Source organism: Amycolatopsis sp. NPDC050768 (assembly GCF_040654155.1).
GTDB lineage: Bacteria > Actinomycetota > Actinomycetes > Mycobacteriales > Pseudonocardiaceae > Amycolatopsis.
The window spans coordinates 82,736-94,368 of the sequence record NZ_JBFAHL010000014.1 but is presented as its reverse complement, the minus strand read 5'-3'; the positions used below and the strand labels follow the sequence as shown (position 1 = coordinate 94,368).

Annotated in this window: 13 protein-coding genes; 8 read left to right on the top strand and 5 right to left on the bottom strand. The window is 70.1% G+C overall.

Features of this window, described 5'->3' with window-relative positions:
- Positions 1-91 precede the first annotated feature (91 nt).
- Entirely contained in the window at positions 92-1,306 is a 1,215-nt protein-coding gene (locus AB0H62_RS34350; RefSeq protein WP_360590711.1) for an erythromycin esterase family protein, read from the top strand.
- Here the strand turns inward: AB0H62_RS34350 and AB0H62_RS34345 are convergent.
- The 3 genes from AB0H62_RS34345 to AB0H62_RS34335 form a co-directional block, all read right to left on the bottom strand.
- Entirely contained in the window at positions 1,303-2,823 is a 1,521-nt protein-coding gene (locus tag AB0H62_RS34345) for a PAS domain-containing sensor histidine kinase (RefSeq protein ID WP_220244016.1), read from the bottom strand. The two genes, AB0H62_RS34350 and AB0H62_RS34345, sit on opposite strands and share 4 nt — an antisense overlap.
- Before the next feature lie 361 nt (positions 2,824-3,184).
- Entirely contained in the window at positions 3,185-3,511 is a 327-nt protein-coding gene (gene rsrA / locus AB0H62_RS34340) for a mycothiol system anti-sigma-R factor (protein ID WP_220244017.1), read from the bottom strand.
- The gene (locus AB0H62_RS34335) at positions 3,508-4,134 is read right to left on the bottom strand and encodes a sigma-70 family RNA polymerase sigma factor (RefSeq protein ID WP_220244018.1); all 627 of its coding nucleotides are present in this window, start codon (positions 4,132-4,134) and stop codon (positions 3,508-3,510) included. The genes rsrA and AB0H62_RS34335 overlap by 4 nt, the downstream gene beginning before the upstream one ends.
- 189 nt (positions 4,135-4,323) lie before the next feature.
- Here AB0H62_RS34335 and ybaK point away from each other — a divergent pair, with 189 nt between their 5' ends.
- The 3 genes from ybaK to AB0H62_RS34320 all read left to right on the top strand — a co-directional run bounded on the left by ybaK (position 4,324) and on the right by AB0H62_RS34320 (position 5,859).
- On the top strand, positions 4,324-4,800 hold the full coding sequence (ybaK, locus tag AB0H62_RS34330) for a Cys-tRNA(Pro) deacylase (protein ID WP_360590709.1): 477 nt from the start codon (positions 4,324-4,326) through the stop codon (positions 4,798-4,800).
- Between the two features lie 214 nt (positions 4,801-5,014).
- Positions 5,015-5,434 carry a prevent-host-death protein gene (locus AB0H62_RS34325; protein WP_360590707.1) on the top strand — a complete coding sequence of 140 codons (420 nt, stop codon included), beginning with the start codon at positions 5,015-5,017 and terminating at the stop codon, positions 5,432-5,434.
- A gap of 62 nt (positions 5,435-5,496) precedes the next feature.
- Positions 5,497-5,859 (top strand): cytotoxic translational repressor of toxin-antitoxin stability system, encoded by a 363-nt coding sequence (locus tag AB0H62_RS34320; RefSeq protein ID WP_255638428.1) that lies wholly within the window; start codon positions 5,497-5,499, stop codon positions 5,857-5,859.
- Between the two features lie 4 nt (positions 5,860-5,863).
- On the opposite strand, the gene AB0H62_RS34315 is transcribed toward AB0H62_RS34320, so the two are convergent.
- Together AB0H62_RS34315 and AB0H62_RS34310 are read right to left on the bottom strand one after the other, a co-directional pair.
- Entirely contained in the window at positions 5,864-6,472 is a 609-nt protein-coding gene (locus AB0H62_RS34315; protein ID WP_220244022.1) for an alpha/beta family hydrolase, read from the bottom strand.
- Positions 6,469-7,224 (bottom strand): SOS response-associated peptidase, encoded by a 756-nt coding sequence (locus AB0H62_RS34310; RefSeq protein ID WP_220244023.1) that lies wholly within the window; start codon positions 7,222-7,224, stop codon positions 6,469-6,471. Before AB0H62_RS34310 ends, AB0H62_RS34315 begins: the two co-directional genes overlap by 4 nt.
- Before the next feature lie 112 nt (positions 7,225-7,336).
- On the opposite strand from AB0H62_RS34310, the gene rsgA reads away from it, so the two are divergent.
- The 4 genes from rsgA to AB0H62_RS34290 all read left to right on the top strand — a co-directional run bounded on the left by rsgA (position 7,337) and on the right by AB0H62_RS34290 (position 11,631).
- Positions 7,337-8,347 (top strand): ribosome small subunit-dependent GTPase A, encoded by a 1,011-nt coding sequence (gene rsgA / locus AB0H62_RS34305; protein ID WP_220244024.1) that lies wholly within the window; start codon positions 7,337-7,339, stop codon positions 8,345-8,347.
- A gap of 101 nt (positions 8,348-8,448) precedes the next feature.
- Entirely contained in the window at positions 8,449-9,660 is a 1,212-nt protein-coding gene (locus AB0H62_RS34300; protein ID WP_255638429.1) for a cytochrome P450, read from the top strand.
- Between the two features lie 162 nt (positions 9,661-9,822).
- Positions 9,823-10,710, top strand: a complete 888-nt coding sequence (locus AB0H62_RS34295; RefSeq protein ID WP_220244025.1) for a hypothetical protein — start codon at positions 9,823-9,825, stop codon at positions 10,708-10,710.
- Between the two features lie 150 nt (positions 10,711-10,860).
- Complete coding sequence (locus tag AB0H62_RS34290; protein ID WP_220244026.1) at positions 10,861-11,631, top strand: hypothetical protein; 771 nt, start codon at positions 10,861-10,863, stop codon at positions 11,629-11,631.
- The last annotated feature ends 2 nt before the right edge of the window (positions 11,632-11,633 follow it).

Here is an 11,633-nt window from a genome sequence, read left to right as displayed (position 1 = left end):
TCGGCCTTGAACTGCAGGTGGTTCGCATCGAAGTTTCACTCGATTCTTCAACGATACGGTCGAGGACAGGTTTCTCTGGAAGGGGTTTTCCATGTCCACTGCCACCACCCTGCGCGGGGCCGGCCGCGAAATCGGCGACGCGGCGAGCCTGGGCCGCACCGTCGACGAGCTGCTCGCCCAGGCCCGGCCCGCGCTGCTCGCCCTCGGCGAGCCGACGCACGGGATCCGAGCGTTTCCCTTGCTGCGCAACGAACTTCTCGCCCACCTCGTCGAGCGGGGCTACCGGTCGATCTCGCTGGAGACCGACGTTTTCGCCGCGTCCATCGTCAACGACTACGTGACCGGCGGCGCCGGTGACCTCGACGAGGTGCTGAAAACCGGCTTCAGCCACTGGTTCGGTCGCGTGCCGGGCAACCGAGAACTCGTCGAGTGGCTGCGCGAGCACAACGCCGGCCGCGCGCCCGAGGATCAGGTGCGGTTCCACGGCTTCGACGCGCCGACGGAGACCACCTCCGCGCCCAGCCCGCGGCGCGCGCTGACCGCCGTGATCGACTACCTGCCCACAGCGTTGTGTCCGGCCTCGATCCACGACCTGGATTCGTTGCTCGGCGAAGACGACGACTGGACGAACGAGCAGGCCATGTACGACGCGGCCGCGTCGATCGGCGGCTCCGACCGCGCCCGCGCGTTGCGCATCGTCGCCGACGACCTCGCGAGCGCCCTCCACCGCGCGGCGCCCGTGCTCCAGCCCGCCGATCCCCCCGGCTACGCGCTCGCCGCCGCGTACGCACGCACCGCCGTGAGTCTGCTCCGCTACCACGCGGCGATGGCCTTCGCCGCGCCCGATCGGTTCGGGACCCTGCTCAGCCTGCGCGCCGAGATGATGGCCGACAACCTGCTCGCGATGCTCTCGCAGGAGCGGGACCGCGGGCCGAGCCTGGTGTTCGCGCACAACGTGCACCTGCAGCGCGTGCCGTCCACCCTGCAGATGGGCCCGGAGGAGGCGACGTGGGGCAGCGCGGGCGCGCTCGTCGCGTTGACGCTGGGCGAGCGCTACGTCTTCGTCGCCGCCGACGCCAACCCCCACGCGGAACCCGGCACGCTCCAGGGCGAGCTGGCCGCGGCCACCACCCGTCGCTCGCTGTTCCCAGCGCAAGCCCTGCGCGGCGCGCTGCCCGCGTCGACCGGCACGGGCGAGCCGATCCTGCCCGGCCACCTCCCGCTGAGCCCGGCCCAGATCGACGGCGCTGACGCGGTCGTCTTCGTGGCCGACACCGACGGGCAGCGCGTCGAGTACTGGCGTTAGAGCCGGCGGGAGAGGGGGATGCGCAGCGCGGCCTCGGTGCCCGGCACGCGCGCGCCGGTGGAATCCGTGCGCACCTTGCGCAGCGACAGGGACCCGCGCAGTTCCGACTCCACCAGCGTGCGCACGATCTGCAGGCCGAGGCCGTCGCTGCGTTCCAGCGAGAAGCCCGAAGGCAGGCCGCGGCCGTTGTCCCGGATGAGGACGTCGAGCCAGCGCGCCGAGCGTTCCACGATGATCTCGACCTTGCCCGGGCGGCCCTGCGGGAACGCGTGCTCGATGGCGTTCTGCACGAGCTCCGTGAGCACCATGACCAGCGGCGTCGCGATCTCGGCGATGACGATGCCGAACGAGCCCTTGCGCGTGAGCCCCACCTGCGACTCCGCGGTGGCGACCTCGCCGACCATCGGCAGGACGTTGTCGAGCAGCTTGTCGAGGTCCACGCGCTCGTCGACGGAGATCGACAGGGCCTCGTGGACCATCGCGATCGACGAGACGCGCCGCACGGACTCGCCGAGCGCGAGGCGGGCCTCTTCGCTCGTGGTGCGGCGCGACTGCAGCCGCAGCAGCGCCGCGACGGTCTGCAGGTTGTTCTTCACGCGGTGGTGGATCTCGCGGATCGTCGCGTCCTTGGACAGCAGGGCGCGGTCGCGGCGCTTGACCTCGGTGACGTCGCGGACCAGCACGAGCGCGCCGGCCGCCTGACCCGACGGGCGCAGCGGCAGCGCACGGAACAGCACCACGGCGCCGCGGCGGGAATCGGCCTCCGTGCGGGTGGAGGGCTTGCCGTCGAGGGCCTCGATGATGCGGTGCGAGACCTCGGTGGCGTCGAACGGGTCGCGGATCAGCGACCGCGTCAACGGCGCCAGCCGCTGCCCCACCAGGTCGGACTCGTGGCCCATGCGGTGGTAGGCGGACAGGCCGTTGGGGCTGGCGAACACGACGGTGCCGCTCGGGTCGAGGCGGATGAGGCCGTCGCCGACGCGGGGGCTGGTGTGGGTGTCGGCCTGGTTGCCGCCCGGGGGCGGGAACGTGCCGTCGACGATCATCTGGCACAGGTCGCCCGCGCTGCCCAGATACGCGATCTCCAGCGGGCTCGGCACGCGCGGCGCGGCCAGGTTCGTCTCGCGGCTGAGCACGGCGATCACCTCGCCGCCGAAGCTCACCGGCACGGCTTCGCGGCGCATCGGCAGGTCGCGGTACCAGTGCGGGTCTTCCTCGCGGCCGATCTTCCGCTCGCGCACGGCCTTCGCCAGCTCCGGGTGCTCGGCGACGGTGAACCGCGTGCCGACGACATCCTCGGGGTGCGCGGTGGGCGCCGTGGTGGGCCGGGCGTGTGCGACGCACACGAAATCGCCGCCCTCGGGCTGCAGGTCCCTCGCGACGGGGACCCACAGCAGGAAATCGGCGAACGACAGATCGGCCAGCAGCTGCCACTCCGCGACGACGGTCTGCAGATGGTCGGCGGCCTCACCGGGGAGACCGGTGTTCTCGGCGAGCAGGTCGGAAAGGGTGGACACGAGCTACTCGACGACCACGAGTGCGTGGTGCGCGGTTCCTCCGGTCATCCGCCCATCAAACCAGAGCGGACGCCGATCAGCACGGGCGCCGCAGGTGAGCCGGGGCACGCATGACACACTGGAGCGGTTGACCCGAGCCCGGCAGGTGCTCCGGCACCCCGCACCCGGGCCATCCCGCGTGAATACGAGGAGTGAAGCATGTCGAAGCGCGCCCGTAAGCGTCGCGACCGCAAGAAGAACGGCGCGAACCACGGCAAGAAGCCCAACGCCTGATTCCGGCGTCCGGACGCGACACGGCCCCCGCACCACTGGTACGGGGGCCGTCGTCGTCGGAAATCCCGGAAAAGCGTGAGCTCGGGTGTTACTCGCCGGTGCGCTGCTCGACGGTGATCTCGGTGCGCTCGACCGTCACGCCGCCGCGCGTGGCGACGGTCTGGCGGATCGAGGCGCGCAGGCGGCTCTTCAGCTCCGCCGGCGCCAAGTCACCGCCGCACTTGCGATGCAGCAGCTCCTTGATCTGCTCGTCGATGCCGTACTCCTCGAGGCACGGCGGGCAGTCCTCGATGTGGCGGCGCAGCTCGGCGTCGCGCAGGGGGCTGCACTCCTTGTCGAGGAGCAGGTAGATCTCCGAAAGCGCCTCTTCGCAGCGGACCTTGTCCTCGGTCCCCGGCGCGTCACCCGTGCTCATCGCTTCGCCACCTCCTCGCGGTCACCGCGGATGAAGCCGCGCTCGCGCGCGACGTCGGCCAGCAGGTCGCGCAGCTGGGCGCGACCGCGGTGCAGACGGGACATCACGGTGCCGATGGGCGTGTCCATGATCTCGGCGATCTCCTTGTACGCGAAGCCCTCGACGTCCGCCAGGTAGACGGCCAGCCGGAACTCTTCGGGCAGCTTCTGCAGCGCCTGCTTCACGTCGGCGTCGGGGAGGTTGTCCATCGCCTCGACCTCGGCCGAGCGCAGCCCGCTGGAGGTGTGACTCTCCGCCTTGGCGATCTGCCAGTCGGTGATCTCCTCGGTGGGCTGCTGCACCGGCTGCCGCTGACGCTTGCGGTAGCCGTTGATGTAGGTGTTGGTGAGGATGCGGTACATCCACGCCTTGAGGTTCGTGCCGGCCTTGAAGGAGGCGAACGCCGCGTATGCCTTGAGGTAGGTCTCCTGGACCAGGTCCTCGGCGTCGGAGGGGTTCCGCGTCATCCGCATCGCGGCCGAGTACAGCTGATCGAGCAGGGGCATCGCGTCGCGTTCGAAGCGCTCCGCCAGCTCCAACTCGTCGGCCGCCGTCTCCGGCGCGGTGTTCGGGGTGCTCGGCAAACCGTTCCCTTCCCGTTCGGCGTCGATGCGCTTCTGCGCATACGGCAACGCCGAGTTTACGCGGGGGCTCGGAAGGCCCTGCTCGGTGCTGCGCCTACGAGGGCGGGCAGTGGTAAGCGTCGTGGTCACGTTTCTTTCAACAGAACGTGGCGGGCGTCCATTCCCGACGCCTTCGTAGACTCCGATCCCATGGCGGGCAAGGGAACACCGGCGACGGCGCTGCTCACGAAACACAAGGTGGCGCACACGCTGCACTCGTACGACCACGACTCGCGGGCCGAGTCGTACGGCCTGGAGGCGGTCGAGGCCCTGGGCCTGGAGGCGGCGCGCGTCTTCAAGACACTGGTGGCGGACGTCGACGGCAAGCTGACGGTGGGCGTGGTGCCGGTCACGGGGTCTCTGGACCTCAAGGCGCTGGCCGCCGCGGCCGGGGGCAAGAAGGCGCGGATGGCCGATCCGGCAGGTGCCCAGCGGGCAACCGGGTATGTGCTCGGGGGGATTTCGCCCCTGGGGCACCGGAGCCGTCTGCCGGTGGTGGTGGACGAGTCGGCTTCGGGGTTCGCGACGGTCTACTGCTCGGCCGGGCGGCGGGGGCTCGAGGTGGAGCTGGCGCCTGGGGACCTGGTGCGGTTGACGGGGGCTGTGGTGGCTTCGATCGCCGGCTGAGCACTGTGCACGCCTAGCTGTCCACAACTGGGGGAAGCGTGTGGACAACTACCCGCAGACGCGGCCGAAGTCCTGCCGCCGCGACGAAGTCGCCAGTACTCCAGGTACCTGATGTACTTGACGTACTTGAGGTACCTCCGCATACTGGTCCCCCAAGGCGAGCTGCGGCTGACGCGCGCCGTCGATTCACCACGCGGCTCGGGAGGGAGCGGAAGTGAGCACCTCGGTCCACTACGAAAGCTCGAGTGAAGCCCGCAAGAACCTGAAGAGCCTCTTCGACGCCGCCGGACAGGGTCGCGTGGCCACGATGCGCCGCGACAACGACACGGTGGCGGTCGTGGACGTGGAGCGCCTGCGACACTTCCTGACGTCCGTTGTCCCCTCGCGCGCCGAGGTGGTGTCCGAGACCGGCGGGTGGTCGGTGTTCATCCCCGGGCTTCCGGTGGCGGCCGATGCCGAGACTTTCGACGACGCCGTCGCCGACATGGTGGGGGCGCTGCGGGAGTACGCGGACGATTGGCAGGACCACCTGCGCGACGCGCCGAACCACCGGGACAACTGGGGTCTGGTCCAGCTGATCGAGCTCAGCAGCGACGTGGACCTGCAGGCTTGGCTGGTGAACAGCAGCCGATGATGTGCCCGGCACCGACCCGGGCGGATCACGACGCGTTCTGCCGAGCCGAGGGATGGCAACTGGTGCGGGATGCGCGGGGGCGCTCCGTCACGCACCACGTGACCTACGAGCTGCACCTGCCCGACGGGCGCGTGCTGCGGACGAGGATTTCCCGCCCGCCGAACCGGTCGACCTACGGACCGCAGATGTGGCGCGCGATCCTGCGTGACCAGCTCTGTGTGACCGAAGCCGATTTCTGGGCGTGCGTGCAGGACGATGTGGTCCCGGAACGATCCATCGCGCGTCCGGTGGCCGAGGCCGGCGTGCCGGCACAAGTCGTGCACACGCTGATCCACCAGGTCGGCATCCCCGACGCCGAGGTCGCCGCGATGAGCCGCGAGGAAGCGATCGCGCGCGTCAACCAGTTCTGGACCGAGGGCGCCTGACCACTCAGAGGTGCGGCCTCAGCACTCGCCCCAACCACTCCGCCGCCGCGCGCGACACCGCGTCCAAGTCGGCCGACAAGGTGTGGTCCCCCGAGACCATCACAACCTCGTGGTGCGGCCCCGCCGAAGGGCGGCCGAACGGGTCGCGCTCGCCCTGCACCACCAGGGTCGGCACTTCCACCGCATCGAGCTCCGGTTGCCGCGTCTTTTCCGGCCGGCCGGGCGGGTGCTCGGGAAACGCCAGGCACAACACCGCCACAGCCTGGCCGGCCGAAGCTGTCCGGCAGGCAACCCGCGCGCCCGAGGAACGGCCGCCGAAGACCAACGGCAGGTCGTCGAAGTGCGCCGACAACTCGTCCGCCACAGCCAGCCAAGCCGTGTCCAGCTGATTCGCCGGTGCGGGCGCCCGGCGCCCCGCCACCCGGTACGGCTGCTCCACCAAAGCCACGTGCACCCCGGCGGCCTTCGCGGCCCGCGCGACCGCCACCAGGTCCTTGGCCCCGATGCCGCCACCCGCGCCGTGACCGAGCAGGAGCACGGCGGCGCCGTCCTTGGCGCAGTGGAGCTCGGCGCGCGCGGGGCCGTGGGGAGTGTCGATCTCGAGGGTGGTCATGGCGCGTCGAACAGGGTTTCCGAGGCGGCGGGCTCGGCGCGCGTGAGCAGCTGGGGGCCGTTGTTGCGGACGTTGTTGACCAGCGTGGAAATCGGGCGCAGCTCGAGCGACTCGACGAAGTCCGGCGGCGTGGGCACGAGCAGACCGTCCACGGAGGACTGGTCCGGGTCGAGCCAGCCGTCCCAGTGCTCGCCCGGGACGATCAGCGGCATGCGGTCGTGGATGCCCCGCAGCTGGCCCTCGGCGTCGGTCGTGATGATGGAGAACGTGATCAAGGGCTGCTCGTCCGACGAGCCGTCCTTCGGGCGCCAGCTCTCCCAGATCCCGCCGAACGCGAGCGACGAGCCGGAAGGATCCGTCATGTAGAACGGCTCCTTCTCCTTGCCCGTGCGGCGCCATTCGAACCAGCCGTCGGCCGGGACCAGGCAGCGACGCGACTTCAAAGCGCGTTTGAAGGCCGGCTTTTCAGCCGCCGTCTCCGCGCGCGTGTTGATCATGCGCGAGCCGACGGAGGGGTCCTTCGCCCAGAACGGCACGAGGCCCCACTTCATGATCCGCAGCGACCGCTCGGCGGGCTCGTCCTCGAGCACCTGCCCCTCGGCGTCGCGGGGGTGGCGCTGGACCACGGTGACGACGTTCTTGGTCGGCGCGACGTTGTAGTCCTCGCGCGCGGCACCCTCGGTCAAATCGACCGCGGCGAACTCGTCGATCAGCTTCGCCGGGTCCTTCGTCGCCGCGTAACGGCCGCACATGCCAGCCTCCTCGCACCTCTCAAGACGCCATCGTTACACGCAGGCCGGGCCGGGCGCGACCGGCATGGGATCATTTCGACCAGGCAGGACGAGCGGGAGGACGGTGGGCGGTTTGGCGAGAGGCGACTGGAGCAAGCTGGACGAATCCGACGTGCGGGTTCGCCCCGGCAAGGGCACCAGGCCCCGGACCAAACGCCGGCCCGAGCACGCCGATGCCGTCACCGCCATGGTGATCGGCAAGGACCGCGGCCGCTGGACGTGCGCCGTGGACGCCGACCCCGAACGCGTGGTCACGGCCATGCGCGCCCGCGAGATGGGGCGCGTCTCCGTGGTCGTCGGGGACATGGTCGCCCTGGTCGGCGACGTCTCGGGCCTGCAGGACACGCTCGCACGCATCGTCCGCGTCGACGAGCGCACCAGCGTGCTGCGCCGGACCGCCGACGACACCGACCCGTACGAGCGCGTGGTCGTCGCGAACGCCGCCCAGCTGCTGATCGTCACGTCGCTCGCCGATCCCCCGCCGCGGACCGGGTTCATCGACCGCTGTCTGGTCGCCTGCTACGCGGGCGGGCTCGAGCCCGTCCTCTGCCTCACGAAAGCCGACCTGGCCAGCCCCGACGAGCTGCTCGCGAGCTACGCGGGCCTCGACGTGCCGGCCATCGTCACGCGCCACGACGAGAAGCCCGAAGGCCTGGCCGAGCGCCTCGAAGGGCGCGTGTCCGCGTTGGTCGGGCACTCCGGCGTCGGCAAGTCCACGCTGGTCAACCGCCTGGTGCCCGACGCCGAGCTCGCCACGGGCGTCGTCAGCTCCGTCGGCAAGGGACGCCACACGTCCGTGGCGGCCGTCGCGCTGCCGCTGCCCCTCGCGGGCCGCGGCTGGGTGATCGACACGCCGGGCGTGCGGTCGTTCGGGCTGGCGCACGTGACCGCCGACGACATCGTGAACGCCTTCGAGGAGTTCGCCGAGGCCGCCGAGGAGTGCCCCACGAACTGCGGCCACCTCGGCCCGCCGGAGGACCCGGACTGCGCGCTCGACGCCGTCGTCACCGAAGGTCGCGCAAGCGCCGAGCGGCTGGCGTCGCTGCGTCGGCTGCTCGTTTCACGCGCGGGTGGCGCGGAGTGACTCTTGATCACGGGAAAAACGGGCGCTGACGGCGGCCGGAGGTTGGCAACCGCGCGCGGAGCCGATGGGGTGGGAATCCCCACCACAAGGAGCCGCCGCCCGTGCCGACCGACCCCGAGGCCTACCCCCTCGACATCGAGTACGTCCAGAATCCCCACGAGATCGAAGCGAAGCTGCGGATCGAAGCACCCGTCCGGCTGGTGCAGACGCCGCGGGGAATGCGGTCGTGGCTCGTCACCAGGTACGAGGACGTCAAGCAGGTCCTGACCAGCCCGGACGTCCACAAGGACGAGGGCAGGCGCGCCCAGATCATCGCCGAGCGGCACGGCCCGTCGTTCGCGATGCTGTCCCCCGCCTTCCGGCTGCTCGAAGACCACATGCTCAACAGCGACCCGCCGGACCACACACGGCTGCGGCGGCTCGTCGCGAAGGTGTTCACGACCCGCGCGATCGCGCGCCTGCGGCCGCGGATCGAGAGCGTGACCGCCGAGCTGCTCGACGCGATGGCCGGACAGGATCGGGTCGACCTGGTCGCGAGCTTCGCAGCGCCGCTGCCGATGATCGTCATCTGCGAGCTGCTGGGCGTGCCCGAAACCGACCGCGAGAAGTTCGGCTCCTGGGTCGAGGTGATCACGTCGGCCGGTGACCAGCGGCTCGTCGAGGCGTCCGAGCTGTTCCTGGCCTACCTGCGTGACCTCGTCACAGCCAAGCGGGCCGAGCCGGCCGAAGACCTGCTGTCCGACCTGGTCGCCGTGACCGACAGCGGCGACCGCCTGTCGGAGCAGGAGCTCGTCACCATGGCCGAGCTGCTCGTGATCGCGGGGCACGACACCACGGTCAGCCTCATCGCCAACGGCACGCTCGCGCTGCTGCGTGCCCCCGCGCAGCTCGCGGCACTGCGGGCCGACCCGTCGCTCGTGCCGAACGCCATCGAGGAGCTCCTGCGCTACGACGGACCGGTCCACATCGCAACCACGCGGTTCACCACCGCCCCGATCACGGTCGGTGGCATCGAGATCCCGGCGAACGAGTTCCTCTCCGTGTCGCTGCTTTCCGCGAACCGCGACGGCGAGCGGTTCGCGGATCCCGATGAGCTCGACGTGACCCGACCGGTCGGTGGGCACCTGGCGTTCGGGCACGGCATCCACCACTGTCTCGGCGCGCCGCTCGCCCGGTTGGAGGGAGCGATCGCGCTCGGCGCGCTCATCGAACGGTTCCCGGCGCTTCGGCTCGCCGACGGTGCCGATCCGGCGCGGTGGCGGTTCTCGACACTGATGCGCGGACTCGAGGAGCTTCCCGTCGCGACCCGATGACTTCAGCGGGAACCGGCGACGGTCACCGTGCGTCCCATGATTACTCCGCAGGTGGACGACACAACGGGTGATTGATTACCCAAATCGTGATCGAAAGGGCGTAACTGTTGCCCCGATCCAGCGATACTGCGGGTGGAGTAATGACCTTCCTAGGGGGATTGCATGCGCAAAACCACTTTCGTCGTCGCCGCGGGTGCCGCGCTGGCGCTCGTGCTGACCGGCTGTGGTTCGAAGTCTGAGAACGGGACCGCGGCGCCGGCGGGCGACAAGGCCTCCTCGGGGATCGCCTCGCCGTTCGCGAACGTGCTTGAGCTGGCGAAGGCGTCCAAGCAGGGCACCGCGAAGTCGAAGTCGTCGAAGATGTCGATGACCATGTCGGTCGGCGGAAAGAACGTGACCGCCGAGGGACTCATGTCCTACGACCCGGCCAACTTGAAGATGTCGATGACGATGACCACCGACGGTGAGCAGAGCGAGATCCGGCTCATCGACAAGACGATGTACATGAAACTCCCGGCGTCTGAGGCCTCGCAGATGGGCACCGACAAGCCGTGGGTCAAGATCTCGCCCGACGCGAACGACCCGATTTCGAAGGCCCTCGCCGGGAGCATGTCGCAGGCTTCCGAGCAGAGTGACCCGACGAAGATCCTCGACCAGATCAGCGAGGCCGGCCGGATCGTCAGCTCCGACCAGACCACGCTGGACGGCCAGCCGGTGAACCACTACAAGTTCGAGATCGACATCGCCAAGTCGATCGACAAGATGCTGGCCAGTGTTCCGGCCGAGTCCCAGGCCCAGGTCAAGGAATTGCTCAAGGGCAAGGACATCAAGATGCCGGCCGAGCTCTGGGTCAACAAGGACCAGCTCCCGCTCCAGATCACGATGGACGAGAGCGAAATGATGAAGGCGATGGGCGTGCCGGCCTCGGCCGCGGGCTCCGGCAAGATCGTCGTCAAGTACAGCGATTGGGGCGCTCCGGTCGAGGTCACCGCGCCGCCGGCCGACCAGGTCGCGGACCTGGGCGAGATCGCGAAGCACATGGGCGGCTGACCGCTCGCTGCTTGACCCGAAGGGCGCCTCGACAACCGTCGGGGCGCCCTTCGCGCTACTACGGGTAATTCCACTTCCCCCGAACGGGTCTTCGGAGCCGTCTGTGCTTTTGTAGGGTCTCTTTCCGCCGGTCAGGACGGGGTTTTCCGGATGCGCAGGACGGCTTTGGCGTGCGCCGCGCTGCTCGTGATCGGCGGGTGTTCGGCTTCGCCCGAGCGGTTCTCCGACGCGCGTGCCCTGGCCGACGCGGCCGTCGCGGCGACGAACGCCGGTCACTCCGCGAAGTTCACCACCGATGTCGCCGCGGGTGCGCTCGTGTCCCACGGTCAGGGTGAGGCCGTGTTCGGCCCCGGCGGGACGGCGCTGCAGATGACCACGGACTACGTCGGCGAGCCGCTGGAGCTGCGCCTGGTCGCGCAGACGCTGTACGCGAAGGTCCGCCCGAGCGCCCTCGACCAGGTGACCGGCCGCAAACCCTGGGTGAAGGTCTCGCCCGACGGCAGCGACCCATTCTCCCAGGTCCTCGGCGGCAGCCTCGCACAGCTCGCCGAGCAGAACGACCCCGCGCGCACGCTCGAACAGGTCCGCACCGCGGGCACCCTCACTGCCAGCGACGCGACCACCCTCGACGGCACCGACGCCTCCCACTACCGCGTCGACGTCGACTTGGCCCACCTCGGCGCCGAGCTGCCCGCGGGCCTCCCGGCCGACGCGCAGCTCGGTGGCACGAAGGTCCCCCTCGACCTGTGGCTCGACGAGGACAACCGGCCCCTGCAGCTGGTCCTCGACCTGTCGCCCATCCTGCGCGGCTCAGGCGGCCAGGGCAGCGCCCGCATCACAGCGCGCTACTCGGCGTGGGGCTCGCCGGTGAACGTCACGGCCCCGGCAGCCGACCAGATCGGCACGCTCATCGGTGGCTGACG

Coding starts and splice junctions, on each gene's coding strand:
- AB0H62_RS34310 (WP_220244023.1), bottom strand. CDS start 7,224: ATGTGCGGCCGTTACGCGGCGACGAAGGACCCGGCGAAGCTGATCGAC.
- ybaK (WP_360590709.1), top strand. CDS start 4,324: ATGGCGGGCAAGGGAACACCGGCGACGGCGCTGCTCACGAAACACAAG.
- AB0H62_RS34295 (WP_220244025.1), top strand. CDS start 9,823: ATGCGCAAAACCACTTTCGTCGTCGCCGCGGGTGCCGCGCTGGCGCTC.
- rsrA (WP_220244017.1), bottom strand. CDS start 3,511: ATGAGCACGGGTGACGCGCCGGGGACCGAGGACAAGGTCCGCTGCGAA.
- AB0H62_RS34290 (WP_220244026.1), top strand. CDS start 10,861: ATGCGCAGGACGGCTTTGGCGTGCGCCGCGCTGCTCGTGATCGGCGGG.
- AB0H62_RS34315 (WP_220244022.1), bottom strand. CDS start 6,472: ATGACCACCCTCGAGATCGACACTCCCCACGGCCCCGCGCGCGCCGAG.
- AB0H62_RS34350 (WP_360590711.1), top strand. CDS start 92: ATGTCCACTGCCACCACCCTGCGCGGGGCCGGCCGCGAAATCGGCGAC.